The sequence below is a fragment of the Luteimonas campi genome (assembly GCF_051162505.1).
Taxonomy (GTDB): domain Bacteria; phylum Pseudomonadota; class Gammaproteobacteria; order Xanthomonadales; family Xanthomonadaceae; genus Luteimonas.
Genome location: NZ_JBNWEM010000002.1, coordinates 390101 through 413218, shown reverse-complemented (window position 1 = coordinate 413218; position 23118 = coordinate 390101). Strand labels below are relative to the sequence as shown.

Below are 23118 nucleotides of genomic sequence, written 5' to 3'. Positions count from 1 at the left end.
GAAAATGCGCGTCCGGCACGGCCGCGCATGGGCTGGAACGGACCGTTCAGTCCGCGGCGGCGGGCAAGCAGGCAGGCGCTGGCGGTGCCGCCGGCCGGTCGGTCAGCAGCGCCATGAGGCTCTCGGCGGCGTGGCGCGAGACTGCGCCCAGCGTGGCCGCCGGGGTGGTATCGCCCACCTCGTAGGTCACCGCCGGCGCGCCGAAGCTGCAGTAGGCCCAGTTCTTGAACACCGCGCTCGTGGCCGCGTAGGCCTTTTCCTCGATCCGCCCGGGAAAGCGCGCTTCCATCGCCGCCATCCAGTCGTGCAGCACGCCGCCGGGCTTTCGCGACGGGTCCTCGGCGACCGTGTAGTACACGTCGCGAAAGGTGGAGTGGAAGTCGATGGCGAAGACCACCGGGCCGCCCCTGCGGGCCGCCAGCAGGTCGCGCAGCGCGCGGGTTTCCGGCTGCGCGAACGGGCCCCAGTCGCGGTTGATGTCCATGCCATGGGCGTTGCCGCGCCAGTGGCCGCCGACCACGCCGTCGGGATTGAGCTGCGGCACTACCAGCACGCGCACGCCGCGGCGGAATGCGCGCGCCTGCGCCGTGTCTCCGGCCAATGTCTCCACGAAACCCATCATGGCGCGGGCGCCGGTGTTCTCGGGAGGATGCTGGCCGCCGACCACCAGCAGCAGAGGCGCTTCGGGGCCGGCGCCGAACTCGAGGGCGCGCAGGGGGCGCCCCTGCACCGAACGGCCGAACGTGTGTTGCCGCGCATCGACCCGGGCCGCGACCCGTGCCGCCCAGGCCTGCATGTCGTCGGGAAGCAGCGGAGGCTGGGCGAACACCCGCAGCTCACCTGGTTCCATCTGCAACTGCAGGCGGGCATCGCCTGCATCGCCCAGGCTGTATTCCGCCGGGCCTGCCTCGCGCCAGTCGTGCCCCTCCCGGCTGAGCTTGGGCAGGTAGCGGTGGCGGTAGCCGTGCGGATAGGAGAACCGCAGGTCCAGCGCGCGCGCGCCCTCGCTGCGGATGCGGAAGCCGTACCAGGGACTGGGATTGATCGGATGCGTTTCGGGCGCGACGTGCAGCCGATAGCGGCCAGCGCCCAGCCGCTCGACGCCGGACAGTCGCGCGGCCGGCAGCTGGCTGTCGAAGTGTAGGCCGTCCTCATCGAACGACCAGGTTCGCCCGCCCTGCGCCTGCGTCGCCACCGGCGCGCCGGCGACCATCGTCGCGTCCGCTTGCGGCGGCGGCCGGGTTGCGCAGCCGGGCATGAGCAGCATCGCGGCCGCCGCCAGGCCCAGGGCATGGGCCAGCTTGCGATACCGCGCCGCGGCCGGTCGCGACGCCTGGACGGAACCTCGATCTTTCATCTGGACAGCTGCGGACCCGGCAGGCGATGGTCGCAGTCGTCCCCCGGATTGCCAAGCGTGGCGCGGTGCGGCGCTAGAATCGCGGCATGACCATCGCCCGCACTCGCCCTTGAATCCCGTGCACGCCGGCCTGCGGGCGATCGGCTGGCGGGCCGATGTCGATCCGCGCTGGCAGGACGCCATGGCCGCGCATCCGGAAGCGACGCCGGCGCGGGTGGTCGAACAGCATCGCTCTGGCTACGTGGTCGCCAGCGGGCCCGACCAGGGCGTCGCGGTGGAATCCTTGCCCGAATGGCAGCGGCCGGTGGGCTACCGCAAGGGCACGGTGGCGCCGGACGACCGGCCCGCGGTCGGCGACTGGGTGCTGGTGGAAGAAGCCAAGCGCATCGTGGCCCTGCTGCCGCGGCGCAGCGCGATCAAGCGCGGCGCCGCAGGCGAGCACTACCGGCAGCAGCTGATCGCGGCCAATGTCGATACCGTATTCGTGGTCTGCGGACTCGACGGCGACTTCAACCCGCGCCGGATCGAGCGCTACCTGCTGCTGGTGCAGGGCAGCGGCGCGCAGCCGGTGGTGGTGCTGACCAAGGCCGACGCCCCCGGCGCCGATGCCGCGGCCGCCCAGGCCGCCCTCGCCGGCATCGAGGCGGGCAGCGTGCCGGTGCTGGCGGTGAACGCCAAGGATGCCCCGACGGCGGCGGCGCTGGCGCCGTGGCTGCTGCCGGGGCATACGGCCGTGCTGGTGGGCAGTTCCGGCGCGGGCAAGTCCACGCTCACCAACACCCTGCTCGGCGTCGAGAAGATGAAGACCGCCGCCGTGCGCGAGCGCGATGCGCGCGGCCGCCACACCACAACCCATCGCGCGCTGATCCCGCTGCCGTCCGGCGCCTGCCTGATCGATACGCCGGGCATGCGCGAGCTCAAGCCCACCGGTGAGGAAGAACTGGCCGACGCGGGCTTCGCCGAGGTCGAGGCGCTGGCGCAGCAGTGCCGGTTCCGCGACTGCGTGCACGATCGCGAGCCCGGCTGCGCGGTGCGCGCTGCGGTGGCCGCCGGCGCGCTCGATCCGGGGCGGCTGGCCAACTACCTCAAGCTGCGCGACGAAGTGGCCGGCGCCGCCGGACAGCTGGCGGCGCGGTTGGCGCAGAAGTCCGGCGCGCACCTGCCCGGCAAGCCGGCCGGCAGGCGCCCGGGCGGCCGCAATGCGGGCCGCTGAGGCGCGCGTGGCGGATCGTAGGCGGCGGTGGTCATGAGCGCCGGACAGGCGCTTTCGGAATCCCCGGACATCGCGCACCACGCGGCGCTCGACGCACGCATGGTCAAGGCTGCTCGCGGCATCCGGGTGCTGACCCTGGCCAGCTGGCCGGCGACGGCGCAGCAGGCCTTCCTCTCCGATCTCGCGCGCGGACAGCCGCGGCCGCCGCAGGTCGACTATCCGCGCCACGACTTCGGCGAGGCCCGTCGCGAGCTGCAGGCCGTCGCCGATGCCGCCGACCCCGCGCATCCGCTCGGCCGCTACCTGGTCGACTCGGCACGGCAGTGGGACGTCGCCGCGCGCCTGCTGGAAGCCCTGGGCACCGCCGGCGCCGGCGCGCTGTCGGTGGCGCTGTACGGACATCCGGACGATCCGCTGCCTGGCGGCGGCCCCAGCACGCGCAGCGCCGCGCGCCACTTCATCGATATCGCCGACGAACTCGACCGCGAGCTGTTGGCGCCCGAGGAACAGGTCACGATCTCCGCCACCGCGCTGCAGCTGCAGTTGCAGAACGCACTCGATGCCTTCTTCGAAGGACGCGTGGTCAGCGTCGAACTCGACCCGCAGATGATCGCCAAGGCCGCCGCCGGCGCCTATCGCATCCGCCTGCGCACCGGCGCGGCCTACACCGACTACGACCGTCAGCAGTTGCTGCACCACGAAGCGCTGGTGCACTCGCTGACCGCGCTCAACGGACGCGCGCAGCCGCGGCTGCCGAGCCTGGCGATGTCGTCGCCGCGGATCACCGCCACCCAGGAAGGCCTGGCGGTGCTGGCAGAACAGATCACCGGCAGCATCGACATCGAGCGGATGAAGCGCATCAGCCTGCGCACCGAGGCCATCGCGATGGCGATGGAGGGCGCGGATTTCCTGCAGGTGTTCGGCTACTTCCGCAGCGCCGGCCAGAGCGCCGAAGAGAGCTTCTCCTCCGCCCAGCGCGTGTTCCGCGGGGTGCCGGTCGGGGGCGGCGCCGCGTTCGCCAAGGACACCGTCTACCTGCGCGGCCTGGTCGAGGTGCATACCTTCTTCCGCCACGCCCTGCGCGACGGCCGCCTGCGCCAGTGCCGCTGGCTGTTCGCGGGCAAGATGACGCTCGAGGATGTGCAGCGCTTCGATCCGCTGTTCGAGGCCGGCGTGCTGCTGCCGCCGCGCTGGCTGCCGGACTGGGCGGCGCGGGCCAACGGGCTGGCCGGCCAGCTCGCGTTCTCGCTGTTCGCCAACCGCATCCGGCTCGACCGGCTGTCGGACGGCGGGCCGGATCGGGTCATGGGCTGATCCGGCGGGCCCGCAGGCCGCGCGCCCGCGGCGTGCCCAGTTCCAGATGGTCCGCGTCCGGGGCGGTCAGTTGGAGGCCGCCGCCGCGGAACGCGTCGTCGTCGGGATCGCGGCGCATCTGCACCACCTCGGCCGGCGCGTCGGCGCCGTCGGGCAGGATCGCTAGCGACAGGCTGTCCCGGTCGATGCGCGAGACCAGGTAGCGCGCCGGCAAGGTCTGCGCGCGATACAGGCCGGTCGCAGGCAGCTGGGCGCGATGGGCGCCGGTGGGTGCGAGCAGGGCGATGGCCGCGTCGGCCATCGCCGCGACGTTGCGGTCGGCGCGGTTGCAGAACACCGCGACCGCCAGCTTCTGCGCGGGCACCCGGCTGTACATGTGGCGGAACGCGTCGGCGCCGCCGCCGTGCTCGACGATCCAGTGACCGTCGCGCTGCCCGACCATCAGGCCCAGCGCATAGATCCGACCGCCCGCGCGGTCTTTCGTGTAGGCGGGCGAGCCGTCGTGGAGTTCGCCCGGCGCCTCCATCAGCGCGCGCACCTGCGGGGTCCAGACCTTGTGCCCGTGTTCGATGTCGTATTCGTAGCGGCCCAGGTCGTCGAGGCTGAGCATCAGCCCGCCGGAACCGCCGTAGCGCGGATAGGTGTCGCGGATCTCGAATCCGTCCGCTCCGTCGACGTAGCCGTGCGCGCGTCGCGGCGATGCGGGCGGTTCGCCGTCGAGCACGTAGCTGTCGTGCATGCCGATCGGCTCGAGGATGGCCTGCCGCACGTACTCGGCGAACGGACGTCCGGAGACGCGCTGGACCAGTTCCGCCGCCAGCAGATAGCCGCCGTTGGAATACCAGGTCGACGTGCCCGGCGCGAAGTTCGTCGCGGTCTGCGCGAGCACCAGCGCCAGGGTGCGTCCGCGGCCGGCGTCGGCGGCGCGTCCCGGCCCGGACGACAGCCGCACCAGGGCCAGCGAATCGAGGATGCCGGAGCGGTGCTGCAGCAGCATCCGCGGCGTCACCGTGGCCGCGAAGACGGGAAGTTCGGGAATCCACCGGCGCAGGTCGCCGTCGAGGTCGAGCTTGCCCTGCAGCGCCAGCTGCACCACCGCCAGCGCGGTGAACTGCTTGGACACGGAGGCGGCGTAGAACACGGTGCCTCCGTCGATCGGCGTTCCCGTGTCGAGGTTGGACAGGCCGTCGCTGACCAGCTGGCGCAGACGGCCGTCGCGGTAGGTCGCCAGCGCGCAGCCCGGAGCCGCCTGCGTGGACTGCGCGGCGAGCAGGCCGCGCAGCACCTGCGGATCGTCGCTGGCCGAGGCGGGCGCGCAGGCCAGCCCGGCGACCGCCAGGGCCAGCATCGTGGTTCTGATCATGATCGTCCCCCGCGTGGCCGTGCCTCGCGGCACGGCCACGGGCTGCTCAGAAGCGGAACCGGAGGCCGACGGTGTACTGGCGGCCGATGGTGTCGTACAGCGCGCGCGTGGTGGCGTAGCCGCCGACGCCGTTGATCGGCGGATCCATGTCGGCGACGTTCTTGACCGTCGCGAACAGGGTGATCCCGTCCAGCCTGTCGTCCAGCCGGTAGCTGCCGCCGATGTCGAAGTAGGTGCGACCGGAGTGCTCGAGGATGTTGAGGTCCTTGTGCGTGTAGGTGTGGTCGATCACGCCGCCACCCACGTAGCGCGCCGACGCGTTGAGCGTGAGCCGGTCGAGCCGGTAGATGGCCGACAGGCTGCCGCGCCAGTGCGGCTGCCCGCCGATGCCGCTGACCGTCGGCTGCGTGGTCTGCCCGGCCATTTCCGAGGCGGTGATGCCGTCGTCCATGGACAGGGTGTCGATGTAGGACACCAGGCCGCGCAGGGCCAGGTTGCCGCGCGACAAATCCCGGCGCCAGTTGGCTTCGACGTCGGCGCCGCGCAGGTGCAGCTGCTCGAGGTTCTGCGGCACTGCGCGCACGTAGTCGATGCGCCCGGTCGTCGGGTTGCGCACGATCGTGGAGCACACCTGCGGATGCGTGGAATAGCAGCGCTCCACGTTGTCGGCCGCGCCGAAGGTGATGATGGCCTTGTCCATCTTCACGTCGTAATAGTCCAGCGAGATGCCGAAATCCGACGAGGGCGTCAGCACCACGCCGAAGGTGGTGGTATCGGCTTCTTCCGGGACCAGGTCGGTGTTGCCGGAGGACCGCGACCCCACGCTGTAGCGAAGTTCGAGCTCCGGGTCGAACACGGTGAACACCGAGGTGGTGCCGGTGGTGAACATGTCGCTCAGCGAAGGCGCGCGGATGTCGTGCGACTGCGCGGCGCGGAAGCGGACCAGGTCGTTGACTTCCCAGGTGCCGCCGATCTTCCAGGTCTCCACCGTGCCCGACAGGCTGTAGTCGGTGACGCGTGCGGCGATGTTCAGGTCGACCTTGCGGGCGCCGGGGCGATCGACCAGCAGCGGCACGACCACTTCGCCGAAGCCTTCCTTGACCGACACCTCGCCATCCCAGGGCGTCGCGTTGCCGGTGGCGAAGGCGCTGTCGGTCGACAGCGGATCCGAATACACCGCCGCCTGCTCGTGCCGCCATTCCACGCCCGCGGCCAGCGAGACCGGGCCTGCCGACAGTTCGAAGGGCTCGCCGCGCAGGGTGAAGGCGGCCGCCTTTTGCCGCACCGAGGAGCGGCGCCAGGCCGTGCCCAGGACGTAGTCGAGCGAAGCCTGCGACATGCGGTTCTCGCCGAACAGGTTCAGCGGCGCGCAGCCGTCGGCGCGCGCGCCGGCATTGCGGCAGATCGCCTCGCCGGTGACCGGGTCGGCAATCGCGTCGACCGCGAAGTTGTAGTTGGCCACGATGCGGTTCTGCGCCTGCCGGAGCACGTATTCCGACTCGCCGACGCTGTAGTAGGTATCCCAGCTCCAGGAGTCCCCGAACCAGCCCTCCAGCCCCGCCACGGCGCGGCGTGTCATCGTGTAGCGGTCGTTGATCGAGGTGCCGTAGTCGCGGTTGTAGCGGCCCATCCGGATCGTGGCCAGCCCGAGGTCGTCCATCTGCTGGGCGATCGAGTCGGGGATGAAGGGGTTCTCCCGGCGGATCGTGATGGCGGTGTCCTGGCGGGTGAGCGAAGGGCTGACGCCGCTGGAGCGGGCCCAGGAGCCTTCGAAGAAACCGGTCAGGTTCTCGGTGAAGTCGAAGGACGCGCGGCTGTAGACGGTGGTGCGCGTGTTGGGGGCCTGCAAGGCCAGGTTGTCGATGTTGGCCGAGCCGTCGCCGCCCTGCATGGTGCTGCCGCTGCGAAGATCGCCGTAGGTGAACGGGATCGGTTCGCCGTTGGCGTCGAAGGTGGTGCCGGCCAACGGGCCGCTGTTGATCAGGCCGGCGTAGGCCATGTTGGCCGAGCGCGCGTCCGGCACCAGCAGCTGGATCGGCTCGTCGTTGTCCGCCGTGTAGGCCGGGTTGGAGATCTTGCCCCAGCCCGCCCAGTCGCGATCGCGCATCCAGCCGATGCCGTCGTTGTCGTTCCAGTCGCCCGAGACGATGACGTGGCCGCGGTCCTCGGCGAAGCGCGTGCCCCAGGTCAGCGAGAACAGCTCGGTATTGCCGTCGCCGTGCGCGGTGGTGCCCGCCTGCACGGTGCCCTTGGTGCCGACGAAGTGGCGGTCGAGCATCAGGTTGACCACGCCGGCCACCGCGTTCGACCCCCAGGCGGCGGAGGCGCCGCCGGTCACGATCTCCACCTTGCGCACCAGGCCCTGCGGGATCACGTTCATGTCCACCATGCCTTCGACATGGGTGGGCGTGAACCGCTTGCCGTCGACCAGCACCAGCGCGCGGCGGAAGCCGAGGCCGCGCAGATCCATGAAGTTGCCGCCGGTGTAGCTGGAGTTGTTGGTGGTGCTGGTCGGCGTCATCGACGGGCGTGCGGCCGGCAGTTCGTTGATGGTGTCGGCGACGTTGGTGTTGCCGGCGATGTCCAGCGCTTCGCGATCCACCACGGTGGTGGGAGTCGGCGCCTCGAAGCCCTCGCGGGTCACGCGCGTGGCGCTGACCTTCACCGCGTCGAGCTGGGTCGCCTCCGGTTCGGCGCGCTCCTGGCCCGCCGCCGTGCCGGCGACCCCCAGGCCGAGGGCGACCATGCATGCGACCGACAGGGTCGAACGATGGCGGGGAAATGAACCGGAACTGCGGCGGACTGGACTGCGGGCATTCATGACGGCTCCTGCTGGCTGCACGAGATTCGGAAAAGATCGATGCGATGGGTCCCCGGGTCGCCCTGGCGCGCAAGCGGCGCAGCGACCCTCGACCTAGATAAGCACTCGGCGTTGCGCCTCGCTATCGAATATCCGAACGAATGCCATAGCCCGAGGTTATGCGGGCCGCGCCCTCGTTTCGCGCAGCACCTTCGCGAACAGTTCGATGAATCGCGTGGCCGCTTCCGACGGCGGCCGGTCTTCCAGATGCACGCACTGCACCTTGAACTGCAGCGGCGGCGAGAACGGCCGGTAGGCGGTTCCGTGTTCGGAACTCGCGCGTGCGGTGAACTCGTCCACCACCGCCATGCCGACGCCGTGGCGGGCCAGCTCCGCGGCGATGTAGAAGGTCTGGTTGGACACGACCTCGTTGACGTCGATGTCCTGGCGCTGCAGTTCGCGGTTGAGCAGTTCGCCCACCGGCCCGCCCGTGGTCAGCCCGACCAGGTCCTGGCCGCCGAGGATGCGCAGGCTGACGTGTTCGCCCACCCCGGGAAGCTTCGCCGGCTTGAACAGCAGCATCAGCTCGCCGGTGTCGATGTCGCGGCGCTTGAGGCGCGGATGCGTCGGCGGGTTGTAGGCGATGGCGATGTCGCAGCTGCGCTCGTACAGCGCCTTGAACAGTTCGTCGTGGTGCAGCGTCTGCACGTCGAAGGTGATCTCGGGATGGCGCTCGCGGAAGCGCGCGATCGCCAGCGGCGCGACGTGCAGGCCCAGCGACGGCACCACCGCCAGGCGCACCCGGCCGCTGGCCAGGCTGCGCAGGTTGCCCACGGTCTTCTGCAGCGAGGTCAGGCGGCTGAACACCTCGGACACCTCGACGAACAGCTCGTGCGCCTGGTCGGTGGCCACGAGGCGCCCGCGCACCAGCCGGAACAGCTCCAGGCCCAACTGCTGCTGGGTGTGGTGCAGCACCTTGCTCACCGAAGGCTGGGAGACGTGCAGCGCGCGTGCGGCGGCGCTGATCGAGCCGGTGGTGTAGACGGCGTGGAAAACCTCGATCTGGCGGAAGCGCATGGAACCCCGGTACTCCTTGATGACTGGGGGCATGATGGCCGGGCCGGGGCTTCGCTGTCCCATGGCTAAGGTCGTGCGGCGACGCCTTCGCGGCGCGGGTCCGCGGCGCCCTCCAGCACGCCGTCCTCGCGACGCACCACGCCATGCAGGCCGGAATCCTCGCCGGAGCCTGCAACGATCTCCACGCCCAGTTCCGCCAGGCCGGCGCGCAGCGGCGGTGCGAAGGCCGTGGCCTCGCCGTTGAAGCGTCCGCCGCGCGCGACCAGGTTGGGCAGCGCCACCGCCTGCTGCAGCGGCAGGTCCCAGTACAGCCAGCCGACCAGGGCCTTGGCCACGTAGGCGGGGATGGCATTGCCGCCCGGCGAGCCGATGGCGCCGACGAAGCCGCCGTCGCGATCGAGCACGATCACCGGCGACATCGACGAGCGCGGCCGCTTGCCCGGCGCGATCGCATTCGCCGCCCCGCTGCCGCCCCACGAGAAGTCGGTGAGCTGGTTGTTGAGCAGCATGCCGCCGACCACGCGCCCGGACCCGAAGTAGGACTCGATCGTGGTGGTCATCGAAACCGCGTTGCCCGTGCCGTCGACCACCACGAAATGGGTGGTCCCGGCGGGTTCGGCAGTGGCATCGGTGTCGGCCTGCGGTGCGCCCGGTGGCCGTCCGGGCACCGGCGTGCGCGTGGCGGCGCGGTCGCCGATCAGGCTGCGGCGCTCGGCCAGGTAGTCCGGATCGAGCAGGCCATCGATCGGCACCTGGACGAAGTGCGGATCGCCGACGTACTGGTCGCGGTCGGCATACATCAGCCTGCTGGCTTCGGCGAACAGCAGCCAGGCCTGCGGATCGTGCGGGCCGCGCCCGGCGATGTCGGTGCCGTCCAGCAGCAGCATCAGCTGCAGCAGGCCGACGCCGCTGGCCGGCGGCGGCGCCACGCACACCAGGTAGGCGCGCAGCGGGCGGCAGACCGGTTCGACGCGCTCGGCCACGCCGGCCTGCAGGTCCTCGGGCGTGAGCCGTGCGCCGTACGGTGGCGCCGCCACGCGCGCGGCGATCGCCTGGGCCAGCGGCCCGTCGCGCAGCGCGTCGGCGCCGCTTGCGGCGATCAGGCGCAGGCTCGCGGCGTAGTCGGGATTGCGGAAGGTCTCGCCGACGCGCAGCGGCCGGCCGTCGGGCGTGGAGAACAGCGCGACCACATCCGCCGCGCGCGCCTGCGGGAAGTCGCCGGCGATGTGCCGGTGCAGGCGCGGGCTCACCGCGAAGCCGCGTTCGGCCTGCAGCGCGATGGGCTCGAACAGCGTCGGCCAGGCCAGCCGGCCATGCGCGCGGTGGGCCTGCTCGAGCGCGTCCACCACGCCCGGCACGCCGGTGGCGCGGCCACTGAGCATCGCTTCGGCCCGGGTGAGCGGGCGCCCCTGGCTGTCGCTGAACATGCGAGGCCCGGCGGACGCCGGCGCGCGCTCGCGGCCGACATAACCGCTCACGCGGCGGCTGCGCGCGTCGTAATGCAGCAGGATCGCCCCGCCGGCCAGGCCGGAACTCTGCGGCTCGACCAGGCCGAGCATGGCCTGCACGGCGATTGCGGCGTCGATCGCGCTGCCGCCACGCCGCAGCACGTCCAGGCCGGCCTCGGTCGCCAGCGGATGGGCGCTGCTGACCATGCCGGCGTCCGCGCCGGCCGGCGCGTCGGGGACGGTCGCGGGCGCCTGCACGGCCGGGCTGCCGCAGGCGGCCAGGCCGAGGCCGGCCAGCGCGAGCCAGGCCCAGCGCATGGCGCGCAGCGGCGTGTGCATGGGGGACCTGGCCATCGACGCACTCCTGGAAACGGCGGATGAGCGCGCCGCGGGCGGCGCGCGCGAACAGGCTATCGTCGCCGGCGCCGGGCGGCCCCTTCCTTTGCTGCGGCCCGCCCCAGCCCGGGGTTATGGGCCGGCCATAGCCCGCAGGCATACCCGACCCTGCAAATGTTGCGCGACAGCCACGCGCCGCTGCGGCAGCTTGGATCCGCGGCACGATGCCCGGGGCGCGACGCGTGAGCGGTCGCGCCACCGCATCGCGCCGGATCACGACGAACGCGGAGATCCGAGCATGCGCACCCTCACTGCACGCCTGTCGCTGGCCCTGCTGGCGTGCGCGATGGCCATCGCCCCGGCTGCGGCGCAAACCCGCCAGCTGCTCAACTACGAACAGATCCACAAGCCGCTGGTGGCCGACACCGACGGCATGGTGGTGAGCCAGAGCGAGCATGCCAGCCGCGCCGGCGCGCAGGTCCTGCGCGAGGGCGGCAACGCGGTGGACGCGGCGGTGGCCATGGGTTTCGTCATGGCCGTGACCCTGCCGCGCGCCGGCAACATCGGCGGCGACGGCTACATGCTCGTCCACCTCGCCGCGGAAAACCGCAGCGTGGCGATCGACTACCGATCGATGGCGCCTGCGCTGGCCACCCTCGAGGCCTATGTCGGGAAGGATGGCGCGCTGCAGGGCCATTCGGCGGGCATCCGTGCCGCGGGCGTGCCCGGCACCGTGGCCGGCCTGGCGCTGGCCCACGAGCGCTACGGCCGGCTGCCTTGGAAGCGACTGCTGCAGCCGGCGATCGACCTGGCCGCGCAGGGCATGGTGCTCAGCCGCGACGAGGCCTTCGCCCTGGACTGGGGCCGCGAACGCCTGGCCCGCAGCCAGGCCGGCGCCGCGGTCTTCCTGCTTCCGGACGGCAGCGCGCTGCGCGCCGGAGAACGGCTGGTGCAGGCCGACCTGGCCTGGTCGCTGACGCAGATCGCCGAACACGGCGCGGACGCGTTCTACCGCGGCGCGATCGCCGAGCGCCTGGACGCCGGCATGCGCGCCCACGGCGGCTTCGTGCGCAAGTCCGACCTCGCCGCCTACCGGGCGATCGAGCGCGAACCGCTGCGTTCGAGCTATCGCGGCCACGCGCTGCTGACCATGCCGCCATCGAGCGGCGGCGGCCCCGGCGTCGCGATGACGCTCAACATCCTGGAGCACTTCGACCTGGCCTCGATGGGCGCCGGCTCGGCCGATGCCCTGCACCTGATCGCCGAGGCCAGCAAGCGTGCCTGGCGCGACCGCCAGGCGCATGCCAACGACCCGGCTGCGGCGCGCGTGCCGCTGGACGGATTCGTCTCCAAGTCCTATGCCGCCCGGCGCGCCGCCGACATCGCCATGGACCGCGCGACCCCGGCCGATCGCGTCGGCGCTGGCGACATCTGGGCGCAGGAAAGCCCCGAGACCACCCATTACTCGGTGATCGACGGCGAGGGCAATGCGGTCAGCAACACCTACACCATCGGCGCGGATTTCGGTTCGGGCGTCATGATCGAAGGCACCGGCTTCCTGCTCGGCAACCTGATCGGCAACTTCTCGCTGCAGGCCCAGCTCGAGGCCACGCGCCAGGGCCGGCCCCCGCCCGCAAACGCGCTGCGGCCCGGCAGCCGCCCGGTCTCGAGCATGGCGCCGACCATGCTGCTGCGCGACGGCCGCCCCTGGCTGGTGACCGGCAGCCCGGGCGGCAACACCATCCCGGGCACGGTGGTGCAGATGATCGTCAACGTCGTCGACTTCGGCATGAACGTCGCCGAGGCCACGAGCTTCCCGCGCATCCACCAGCAGGTGACGCGCAGCGGCGAGCTCGACATCGAACGCGGTTTCAGCCCCGACACCCTCGAGATCCTGCGCCGGCGCGGCCACACCCCGCGGCAGGGACAGACCATCGGCAGCACCCAGACCCTGCTGCTGGACGCCGATCGCCTCGAGGGCGCGGCCGACCCGCGGCGGCCAGGCGCGGCGGCGGTCGCGCACTAGGCGGGCATAGCCTGCCGCTATGGGCCGAGTTCAAAAAGCGAGGGATCGCATCTTCACAAGGTCATTACAGTCAGGTCAGGGCGCCACCGCGCGCGCCGAACAGTTCCCAGAGGAGTCCGCACCATGCACCATCGTTTCGCCAGGCCCACGCTGCTCAGCCTCGTCCTCGGAGCGACGCTCCAGAGCATGGCCTTCGCGCAGCAGCAGGAAGCCGCCGCTGCAGAGCCGACGACCCCGACCGCAACGGACCTGGACTCGGTGGTCGTGGTGGGCAGCCGCCTGGCGAGCAATCGCACCGAGGGCCCCTCGCCGGTGATCGTGATGGACGAGGAGCGGATCGAGGCCACCGGCGCGATCTCGGGCGACGAGCTGCTGCAGGCGATCCCGCAGGTCGGCGACATGATGTTCAACAACACCGACACCGCGTCCAACCTCAACGCCGCGCGTGGCGACGTTGGCTCGATCAACCTGCGCAACCTCGGCACCGGCAACACCCTGCTGATGGTGAACGGGCGGCGCATGGTGCCGCACCCGGGCACCCAGACCGAATCGCTGGTGCCGCGCCAGACCGCCAACATGAACGCGATCCCGCTGTTCGGCACGCGCCGGGTCGAGACGCTGCTCGGTGGCGCATCGGCGCTGTACGGCTCCGACGCCGTCGCCGGCGTGGTCAACGTGGTCCTGGACACCCACTTCCAGGGCTTCCAGGTACAGGGCCAGTACGGCGGCTCCGAGGATGTGGACCTGCGCCAGGGCAACCTCAACTTCAAGGCCGGCAAGTGGTTCAACGATGGCCGCACCCGGGCCACCCTGGTGGGTGGCTGGACGCACCGCACCGACCTGCCGGCGAACGCGCGCGACTACAGCGCGAACATGGATCGCCGGGCGCAGATGGACGGCACCGAGTTCGAGGGCGTCGCCGCCTTCGACGACCGCATCACCAGCACCGCCTGGGGCGTGTTCCAGACCGTCGGCAACCGCAGCGTGCGCGGCCCGGGCAATGCGCTGATCACCAACAGCAGCGGCCAGTTCCACATCGACCCGGTCGGCCTGCACAGCTGTACCGCCGGGCTCAACGACGACGTCTGCATCATGTCCGGCGCGCAGAGCACCGCGATCGACCGGCCGCTGCGCTTCAGCCCCAACCACCAGCGCCAGATCCTGGGCGAAGTCGACCGCATGAACCTGTTCGGCACGGTCGAACAGGACATCGACGACAACTTCGTCGCCTTCGGCGAACTGGCCTACTACACCTCGCGCTACGAAGGCATGCGCGAGCAGGCCGCGCCGCTCGGCGCCGCGCCGATGATCGTCTCGCGCAACAACTACTACAACCCGTTCGGCGCGATGTACCTGCCCGACGGCACGCTCAACCCCAACCGCCTGCCGGGCATCAACGCGCCGCTGGAGGGGCTGGACGTGCGCATGACCAGCTACCGCCCCACCGACACCTCGCGCCCGTACGAGGTCGACGACCAGTCGTACCGTGCGTTGGCCGGCGTGCGCGGCATGGTCGGCGGCTTCGACTGGGAGGCGGCGGTGCTGTACGCGGCCGCGACCACCGACGACACCCAGTACGGCTCGATCAGCAATACCCTGTTCGCCGAGGCGCTGTCGTGGAGCACGCCCGACGCCTACAACCCGTTCTGGGGCGGCAACCTCGCCGACTGGGGCGCACCCAAGGACCCGGCGCAGAACCAGGCCGCGATCGACCACTTCACCGTGCCGGTGCTGCGCAGGAGCAAGGCCAGCCTGTTCCAGGTCGATACGCGCTTCATCCGCGAGGACCTGTTCGAGCTGCCGGCCGGCCACGTCGGCGTCGCCTTCGGCGGCGAGTGGCGCCGCGAGACGCTGAGCGACGACCGCGACCCGCGCTTCGACGGCGGCATCACCTACACCAACCCGCTCACCGGCGCGATCACCAGCGACGTGCTGGGCGCCAGCCCCTCGGGCGACAACTCCGGAGACCGCGAGGTCGGCTCGCTGTACGCCGAGTTCGCGATCCCGCTGGTGTCGCCCTCGATGGAAGTGCCGCTGGTGCGCGCGCTCGACCTGCAGGTCGCCGGCCGCTACGAGCACTACTCCGACTTCGGCGGCACCGCCAAGCCCAAGGTGTCGCTGGCCTGGGACCTGGTCGATGGCTTCATGATGCGCGCCAACTGGTCGCAGAGCTTCCTCGCTCCCAACATCCTGCAGCTCTACGCCGAGGGCACGACGGTCAGCAACAGCCGCACCGACTACTACGTGTGCGAGGCGGATATCCGCAACGGCACCATCGACGGCGTGCACCGCTGCGGCCGCAGCTACAGCACCATGGCGGTGCGCAGCGGCAACCGCGACCTGAAGCCGGAGACCGCGGAGACCTGGTCGGCCGGTTTCGTGTTCCAGCCGAAGTTCCTGCCCGAGTCCACGCGCATGACCTTCACCGCCGACTACTTCGAGATCCACCAGGAGGACGTGATCGGCATCCTCGGCGAAGCCACGCAGCTGGCGCTGGACTACCTGCTGCGCATGGAAGGCTCGTCCAACCCGGCGGTGGTGCGGCTGGATCCGGACGAGGCACGCATCGCGCTGTTCGAGGGCACCGGCCTGGCACCGGTCGGCCTGGTCGACTACGTCGACGACACCTATCTCAACCGCCTGCCGCGGACCACGCGCGGCGTCGACTTCGGCGTCGACTGGCGCCTGCGCAGCGACAACGCCGGCACCTTCTACGCCAGCCTCAACGCCACCAAGCTGATCCAGATGACCCAGGAGGCCACCGCGGACGAGCAGCGCATCATCGCCGCGCAGGAAGCGGGTGTGATCGACGACAACTTCGACATCCGCAATGCCGGCAACCTGCTGGGCGTGAACGGCAAGCCGGTGTGGCGCGCCACCTTCAGCACCTCCTGGCGCAAGGACGACTGGGGCCTGGGCGCGTTCGTCAACCACACCGACGGCTTCGAATCGACCGGCGCGGTGTCCAACCTCGGCAACTACTTCCCGGTGCCGAGCTGGACCACGACCAACGTGTGGCTGGAGCGGCGTTTCGACGACACCAGGACCATGCTCGACGGCACGCGCATCCGCCTGACCGTGCGCAACGTGGGCGACCGCCAACCGCCCCTGACGCCGAGCGCGCTCGGCTTCAATTCCTCGCTGCACAACGCGCTGGGCCGTGGCTACTACCTGACGGTGACCAAGAATTTCGATTGACGCCTCCCCGGGTCCGCGTTGCCGGCCACGCAAGTGACGGCAGCGCGGACCAACCTGATTCCCGCAGGTGACGCTCGCGCTGGCGACCGGTGGAGTCGACCCGCCGCACCGCCCACCACCCGCCCCATGGCACGGCCGGCCATCATGACCGGCAGACCCGACGGAGAGACCATGAGCCCACGCATCCGCAATCGCCGCGCCCTCGCCGTGTGCGCGAGCCTTTTGCTGTTCCTGGCCCAGCTCGCGCCAGCGCTGGCCAGCGGCATCGAGGACAGGCTGCAGGCGCTGATGGACGAGTACGACACCGTCGGCCTGGCCGTGGTGGTGGTGCGCGACAATGCGGTGGTCTACCGCAACAGCCTCGGCTGGAAGGACCGCGAGGCCAGGATCCCGCTCGGCCAGGACGACCTGTTCCGGATCGCCTCGATCTCCAAGTCCTTCTCCACGACCGCCGTGCTGCAGCTGGTGGAGCAGGGCCGGCTGTCGCTGGATGCGGACGTGGGCGAGCTGATCGGCTTCCCGGTGCGCAACCCCGCATTCCCCGAGCGCGTCATCACGCTCAAAATGCTGCTGGACCACACCTCATCGATCACCGACGGGCAGCGTTACGGCAGCCTCGACATCATCAACCCGGCGACCAATCCGACCTGGCAGGCGGTGTATGCCGAGCGCGCGCCGGGCGAGCGCTACGAGTATTCCAACCTCGGCTACAACATGGTCGGCACGATCATCGAGCGCGTGTCCGGCCAGCGTTTCGACCAGTACATCGCCGCGCACGTGCTCCAGCCGCTGGGGCTGCAGGCCGGGTATGCGCCGGACCTGCTGGATGCCAGCCGCTTCGCGCAGATCTACCGCTGGCGCGACGGTGAGGGCTTCGTGCACTCGCCACAGGCCTACGCGCCGCTGGCCGCGCGCCTGGCCGACTACACCATGGGCTACAGCGCGCCGATCTTCTCGCCCACCGGCGGACTGAAGATCTCCGCGCCGGACCTGGCGACCTGGATGCTGCTGCACATGAACCTCGGCCAGTGGAATGGCGTGCGGTTGATCAGCCAGGACCATGCGCAGGCCATGCAGGCGCCATCGGTGGCGGTCGACGACCACTCCGACTACGGCCTGGCCATCCGCATCGACCGGACCCTGATCCCCGGGGTGGAGATGGTCGGACACACCGGCTCGGCGCATGGGCTGTTCAGCTCGATGTTCTTCGACCGCGCGCGCAGCTTCGGCCTGGTGGTGATCACCAATGGCACGCGCAGCGTGGACGTGCGCAACGAGGTGAACCGCGCGCTGTACCAGCACTTCATCGCCCCAGCAGCCACGCAGGCGGCCGACGCAGGCTAGCGGCAAGCCCGCTGCAGCGCGGGTGCCGCCAACGACAGCGGACTGGATGCGCGTGCCACGATGCGGGCGCGCGCTCGCATCTTCCACCGGCGCGACCGAGATCGTCCGCCGATCCGGCCAGGCCACAAGGGCGCCCGCTTGCGGCGCATGTCCAACGCGAACGCCGTTGCCGAGGGCTCGCCCGACGCGCTCCACGCGTGCTGCCCGGGTTGCGTCGCGCTGCTCCGGGCAGCTGCGGCCAAATGCCTCTACCACTGCATCGGCTGGCGGCAGGGCTGTTGCGGCGACGCGACCACGGCGTTGGAGTTGTGGCCGCAACGGAGGGGCATACGGGCGACCTGTCGCGCCGCCACGTCATCCCAAGGCCCGGCGCAAAACCGTGGCCCAGGCCGAGCGACACCGCTGATCGATGCATGAACCCGGCGCGCCGGGCCAGGCCGCTGCCATCCGCCGTGACTTCGTGCACGCCGTACCGGCACGTCCTCCCGGATCGCGCCGCGTCCCATGCATCGGGGACGCACCCCATCACGACTCGATGCGTGACCGCGCGCCTGCGCCGGGCCCCGCCGCGCCTTACGCCGCGCCTCAGCGCCAGAAGTTGATGAAGCCGGTGATGATCAGCGCATTGGTGAAGTCGATGAAGAACGCGCCCACCAGCGGCGCGACCAGGAACGCGCGCGGCGCCGCGCCGTAGCGCTCGACCAGGGTGCGCATCACCGCCATCGCATTGGCCGTAGTGCCGAGCATGAAGCCGATGAAGCCGCCGCCCATCACCGCCGCGTCGTAGTCGCGGCCCATCACCCGGAACACCACCACGCAGAACGCCGCCACCATCGCCACCTGCAGGCCCAGGTTGACCAGCAGCGGCAGCGCCAGGCCGGCCAGCTCCCACAGCTTGAGGTTCATCAGCGCCACCGACAGGAACAGCGCCAGGCAGACGTTGCCGATCAGGTCGGTGGTCGGCACCGACATGCCGATCCAGCCGGTGGCATCGTCGATGTTGCGGATCACCGCACCCACCAGCATCGCGCCGACGTAGGCCGGCAGGGTGATGCCGGTGGCCGAAAGCCAGGCGCTCACCCAGCTGCCCATCCACATCGCCACCAGGATCACCACGATGCTCTTGAGCGCGCCGTACTCGCGCTGCGCCTCGGTCACCACAGGCGCGAGCGCGTCGTCGTCCGGGGCGCTGTGGTCCTGCGGCCGGCTCGACACCAGGCCGAAGCGGCGGATCAGCACCGTGATCACCGGCCCACCGATCAGCCCGCCCAGCACGATGCCCGACATCGCCGCGGCCACCGCGATCGATTCGGCGCCTTCCACGCCGGCGGCCTCGAACAGCGGCGCGAACGCCAGCCCGGTCGCCGGTCCGCCGGTGAGCGTGGTCGAGCCGGCCAGCACGCCGAACAGAGGATGCAGGTCGAAGCCCACCGCCACCGCCATGCCGAGCAGGTTCTGCGCCACCGCGAACAGGCTGGCCAGCAGCAGGAACACCACCACCTGGCGGCCGCTGATCTTGAGCAGGCGCAGGCTGGCGTTGACGCCGATGGTGGTGAAGAACGCGATCATCAGCGGACTTTGCAGGCCGGTGTCGAGCACGAACAGGGTCGTGTCGCGCTCGTACGCGATCCAGGCCGCGATGGCGAACACCAGGCCGCCGATCACCGGCGGCGGCAGGTTGTAGCGCCCGAGCACGGGGATCACGCGGCACAGCGCGTAACCCATGAACAGGGCGATGCCGGCCAAGGCGAGGGTCTGGACGGCGTCGAGCTGCAGCATCGGGTTTCCTTCTGGTATTGCGCGGCCGGCGTGCGGCCGCTTGCGTCAGGGGCAGGTGCCCGGTGGCGGGCGATGCTGGAGGATACGCCCCGGCAGCGCATGTGCCGCCTGGCCCCCATCGATCATCGCCACGCCGTTGACGAACAGGTGGGTCACGCCTTCGGACAGCACGTTCGGGCGCACGTAGTCCGCCTTGGGCGCGTAGCGCTCCGGATCGAACACCAGCACGTCGGCGAAGTGGCCCGCACGCAGGAAACCGCGCTCGGCGATGCCGAAGGTCTCCGCGGTCAGGCCGGTGGAGCGGTGGATGAAGGCGGCCAGGTCGATCACGCCGTCGGCGGCCACGAAGCGCGCGTACTTCTCGGGGAAGGTCGCGTACTGGCGCGGATGCCCGTCGCCGCCGTCGGAGGCGGTGAGCACCCAGGGCTGGCGCATGAACAGGTCCACGTCGTCGCGGCGCATGTTGAACGAGGCGATCCGCTGCGCCGAGCCGATGCGCCCGGTGCCGCCCTCGCGGATGATGCGCAGCGCGGCCTCGATCGGATCGATGCCGGTGTCGTCGGCGAACTGCTGCAGGGTGCGGGCGCTCCAGGGCCAGCCGGTGCCGGTCATCAGGATCGCGTCGGCGCCGCCGCGGCGCTGCAGGTTCTCGGCCATCTCGGCGCGGATGCGCGCGGCCGTGGCGGGCTCGTCGAGGCGCGCGAACAGCGCCGGCCTGCCGCCGTCCACCGCCCAGCGCGGCAGCAGCGCGGCGCCCAGACCGGTGGACGAAGCCAGCCACGGGTACTGGTCGGCGGTGACGCGCTGCCCGTCGGCACGCGCGCGCTCGATGCGCGCGACCACGTCGCCGGCGCGTCCGTGCACATCGGCGCCCAGCGCCTTGATGTGGGCGATATGCACCGGCAGTCCGGCGCGCCGGCCGATCTCCAGCACTTCCTCCAGCGAACCCATCAACCCCAGCGAATAGCTCGACTCGTCGCGCTGATGGGTGTCGTAGACGCCGCCGCGCAGTGCGGCCTCGCGCGCGAGCGCGACCACCTCGTCGGTACGGGCGAAGCTCTGCGGCGCGTAGAACAGTCCTGCCGACAGGCCGAACGCGCCCTCGCACATCGCGCTGGCCACCAGCCCGCGCATCGTGTCCAGCTCGCCGGCGTCCGGCGCGCGCGCGTCGTGGCCGAGCACGCGGGTGCGCACCGGCCCCAGCCCGACATAGGCGGCGACATTGGTGCCGACCCCCGCGGCCTCGAGCTTGCCGCGATCCTCGGCGATGTCGGGCGTGCCGTTGCCGTCGATGCCGATGAAGATCGTGGTCACGCCCTGGTGCAGCCAGGGCAGGATGCGTCGCATCGCCGGGTCGGGCGAGCGCAGGTAGGTGTCGGGATGGGTGTGCGGATCGATGAATCCGGGCGACACCACCTGGCCGCTGGCATCGATCTCGCGCGTGGCGCGGTAGCGCTGGCGCAGGCCGGGGCCGACGGCGAGGATGCGGTCGCCGCGGATCGCGATGTCGGCGATGCGTCCGTCGCCGCCGCTGCCGTCGAACAGCAGGCCGCCGTGGATCAGGGTGTCGGCCTGTAGTTCGGGTGCGGCCGGCTGGCTGGCGCAACCGGCCAGCAGCGCGGCGGCGAGGCACCACGCCAGCCGGCGCGGCGGAAGACGGCGGCGGGCAGGCGTGGCGCGACGGGTCATGCGGGAAGGTCCTTGCGGTGGGGGTCCGGGCCGCCCCACAGGGCAGGCGAGGGCGGCTGCAGCAGGCCGTCGCGCATTACCGTGCCGCCGGCGTGGTCGTCGCGCAGCCACAGCGGCCCGTCGAGGTCGACGAACTCGGCGTGCCGCGCCACGTGCCAGGCCGGCGCGATCGACAGCGACGAGCTGATCATGCAGCCGACCATGATGCCGAAGCCCTGCGCGCGCGCGGCGTCGAGCAGGTCCAGCGCGCCGGTCAGGCCGCCGGTCTTGTCGAGCTTGATGTTGACCACCTGGTAGCGTCCGCGCAGGCGCGGCAGGTCGCTGGCGACATGGCAGGACTCGTCGGCGCACAGGCGCGCGACCGAGTCGAAGCCGAGCAGCGCATCGTCCTCGCCGGCCGGCAGCGGCTGTTCGATCAGGTCGATGCGCGCCTCGGCCAGCACCGGCTGCAGCGACTGCAGCAGCGGGATGGTCCAGCTTTCATTGGGGTCGACGATCAGGCGCGCGTCGGGCAGCGCGCTGCGCACCGCGCGGATCTGCGCCGCCGGGTCGGTCGCATCGACCTTGATCTTCACCAGGTCCAGGTGCGCGAGCGCGCGCGCCGCCTCGGCCATGCGCTCGGGCGTATCCAGGCTCACGGTCTGGGCGCTGACCAGGGCCGGCAGCGGCTCGGGCTGCCCCAGCAGCGCGGCCACCGACGCGCCCTGCTGCCGCGCCTCGAGATCCCACAGCGCGCAGTCGAGCGCGTTGCGCGCCGCGCCGGGCGGCAGCAGGTCGCGCAGCTGGTGGCGCTGCAGCCCGCCCGCGATCGCCTCCGTCAGGCGCGCGGCTTCGGCGATCACCGAGTCCACGCTTTCGTCGTAGCGCGCGTAGGGCAGGGATTCGCCGCGGCCGACGGCATCGCCGTCGCGGATCGTCGCCACCACCACCTCGGCCGAGGTCCGCACTCCGCGCGAGATCCGGAACGGCGTGGCCAGCGCGTGGCTGGTGTGGGCGACGCTCAGCCCGGGACGCATTCGATCAGCCTGTCGACGATCCGTGCGACGCCGTCGCGGACGGGGTCCTGGGCGGGCAGCCCGAGCAGGTCCTCGGTCTCGCGGCAGACGCGCTCGGCTTCGGCCGCGCTGAGCCGCGAGGTGTTGAGCGCCACGCCCACCGCCACGACCGCGGGGTTGGTCAGCCGCGCTGCCGCCAGGTTGGTCTCCAGCGTGGTCGGCAATGCGGGCACCGGATAATGCTTGAGGCCGCGCATGTGCGGCCGGCCCGGTTCGTGCGTCAGGACCAGGGCGTCGGGCTGGGCGCCGTGCAGCAGGCCCATCGAGACGCCGGCGTAGGACGGGTGGAACAGCGAACCCTGGCCTTCGATCAGGTCCCAGCCGCCGTCGTGGCGATCGGGCGACAGCCACTCGATGCCGCCGGAGATGAAGTCGGCCACCACCGCGTCGATCGGAATGCCGCGGCCGGCGATGAAGATGCCGGTCTGGCCGGTGGCACGGAAATCGGCGGCGAGGCCGCGCGCGCGCATCTCGGTTTCCAGCGCGAGCGTGGTGTACATCTTGCCGGTCGAGCAGTCGGTGCCCACGGTCAGCAGGCGGCGGCCGGCGCGCTTGATGCCGTTGCCGACCGGCGTGGGCGGCGGGTTGCGCGCGTCGAACAGGTGGCGGCCGTTGCGGCGCGCGGCCTCGACGATCTCCGGATGCGAGGTCAGGCGCTCATGCAGGCCGGAGGCGACGTTCATCCCGGCGTCGAGCGCGGCGACGATGTGCGCCACCGAATCCAGGCCCAGGCGCCCGCCAGCGTTGGCCACGCCCACGATCATGGTGTTGGCGCCCGCGGCGCGCGCCTCGGCGAAGCCCATGTCCGGCACGTGCACGCTGGTCTGGCACTCCGGCCCGCGGAACTGGCCCACGCACCATTCCGGCCGGAACTGCACCAGGCCGCGCGCGGTCTTCGCGGCGAGGTCGTCGGGCGCATTGCCCAGGTACAGCAGGAACGGCGGGGGCCAGCGCGAAGGATCTGCGGTGGCGCCGGAGGCGGTGGACATGTCTTGGCGTCCTGTGGCCCGTGCGGGCGAAGCGAAGGGAAGCCACATCTTCTGGTCTGGCCGGTCGAACCGCCATTGAAAAGATGCCCGCCACGCATAACCGGGGGTTATGCCGGCGCCCCGTTGCCCG

At 71.3% G+C, this 23118-nt stretch carries 14 protein-coding genes; 5 read left to right on the top strand and 9 right to left on the bottom strand.

The window, feature by feature from the left end:
- Nucleotides 1–46: 46 nt before the first annotated feature.
- Nucleotides 47–1357, bottom strand: a complete 1311-nt coding sequence (locus ACQYVW_RS06860; protein ID WP_434946464.1) for a M14 family metallopeptidase — start codon at nt 1355–1357, stop codon at nt 47–49.
- A 109-nt stretch (nt 1358–1466) separates the two neighbouring features.
- On the opposite strand from ACQYVW_RS06860, the gene rsgA reads away from it, so the two are divergent.
- Nucleotides 1467–2570: a ribosome small subunit-dependent GTPase A gene (rsgA, locus tag ACQYVW_RS06855; RefSeq protein ID WP_434946463.1), complete on the top strand. Its 1104-nt coding sequence runs from the start codon at nt 1467–1469 to the stop codon at nt 2568–2570.
- 33 nt (nt 2571–2603) lie between these two features.
- Nucleotides 2604–3884: a flavohemoglobin expression-modulating QEGLA motif protein gene (locus ACQYVW_RS06850; protein WP_434935912.1), complete on the top strand. Its 1281-nt coding sequence runs from the start codon at nt 2604–2606 to the stop codon at nt 3882–3884.
- On the opposite strand, the gene ACQYVW_RS06845 is transcribed toward ACQYVW_RS06850, so the two are convergent.
- The 4 genes from ACQYVW_RS06845 to ACQYVW_RS06830 all read right to left on the bottom strand — a co-directional run bounded on the left by ACQYVW_RS06845 (nt 3874) and on the right by ACQYVW_RS06830 (nt 10926).
- On the bottom strand, nt 3874–5247 hold the full coding sequence (locus ACQYVW_RS06845) for a serine hydrolase domain-containing protein (protein ID WP_434946462.1): 1374 nt from the start codon (nt 5245–5247) through the stop codon (nt 3874–3876). The two genes, ACQYVW_RS06850 and ACQYVW_RS06845, sit on opposite strands and share 11 nt — an antisense overlap.
- Before the next feature lie 46 nt (nt 5248–5293).
- The gene (locus ACQYVW_RS06840) at nt 5294–7993 is read right to left on the bottom strand and encodes a TonB-dependent receptor plug domain-containing protein (protein WP_434946461.1); all 2700 of its coding nucleotides are present in this window, start codon (nt 7991–7993) and stop codon (nt 5294–5296) included.
- A gap of 231 nt (nt 7994–8224) precedes the next feature.
- A complete protein-coding gene (locus ACQYVW_RS06835) occupies nt 8225–9157 on the bottom strand; it encodes a LysR family transcriptional regulator (RefSeq protein WP_434946460.1) in 933 nt (310 codons plus the stop codon).
- Between the two features lie 32 nt (nt 9158–9189).
- Complete coding sequence (locus ACQYVW_RS06830) at nt 9190–10926, bottom strand: gamma-glutamyltransferase family protein (RefSeq protein WP_434946459.1); 1737 nt, start codon at nt 10924–10926, stop codon at nt 9190–9192.
- 280 nt (nt 10927–11206) lie between these two features.
- Here ACQYVW_RS06830 and ggt point away from each other — a divergent pair, with 280 nt between their 5' ends.
- From ggt to ACQYVW_RS06815, 3 genes are all read left to right on the top strand, one after another.
- The gene (gene ggt / locus ACQYVW_RS06825; protein WP_434946458.1) at nt 11207–12934 is read left to right on the top strand and encodes a gamma-glutamyltransferase; all 1728 of its coding nucleotides are present in this window, start codon (nt 11207–11209) and stop codon (nt 12932–12934) included.
- Nucleotides 12935–13057: 123 nt separating this feature from the next.
- Nucleotides 13058–16132 carry a TonB-dependent receptor domain-containing protein gene (locus ACQYVW_RS06820; protein ID WP_434946457.1) on the top strand — a complete coding sequence of 1025 codons (3075 nt, stop codon included), beginning with the start codon at nt 13058–13060 and terminating at the stop codon, nt 16130–16132.
- Nucleotides 16133–16303: 171 nt separating this feature from the next.
- The gene (locus tag ACQYVW_RS06815; RefSeq protein ID WP_434932873.1) at nt 16304–17476 is read left to right on the top strand and encodes a serine hydrolase domain-containing protein; all 1173 of its coding nucleotides are present in this window, start codon (nt 16304–16306) and stop codon (nt 17474–17476) included.
- Between the two features lie 585 nt (nt 17477–18061).
- On the opposite strand, the gene gltS is transcribed toward ACQYVW_RS06815, so the two are convergent.
- Genes gltS through dgcN form a run of 4 tightly spaced genes read right to left on the bottom strand, consistent with a single transcriptional unit; the run spans nt 18062 to nt 22988 of the window.
- Complete coding sequence (gene gltS / locus ACQYVW_RS06810; protein WP_434932872.1) at nt 18062–19255, bottom strand: sodium/glutamate symporter; 1194 nt, start codon at nt 19253–19255, stop codon at nt 18062–18064.
- A gap of 45 nt (nt 19256–19300) precedes the next feature.
- Nucleotides 19301–20944, bottom strand: coding sequence for an N-acyl-D-amino-acid deacylase family protein (locus tag ACQYVW_RS06805; RefSeq protein ID WP_434946456.1), 1644 nt, complete (start codon nt 20942–20944; stop codon nt 19301–19303).
- Entirely contained in the window at nt 20941–21960 is a 1020-nt protein-coding gene (gene dgcA / locus ACQYVW_RS06800) for an N-acetyl-D-Glu racemase DgcA (protein WP_434946455.1), read from the bottom strand. The genes ACQYVW_RS06805 and dgcA overlap by 4 nt, the downstream gene beginning before the upstream one ends.
- Nucleotides 21945–22988, bottom strand: a complete 1044-nt coding sequence (dgcN, locus tag ACQYVW_RS06795; RefSeq protein WP_434932869.1) for an N-acetyltransferase DgcN — start codon at nt 22986–22988, stop codon at nt 21945–21947. Before dgcN ends, dgcA begins: the two co-directional genes overlap by 16 nt.
- Nucleotides 22989–23118 lie beyond the last annotated feature (130 nt).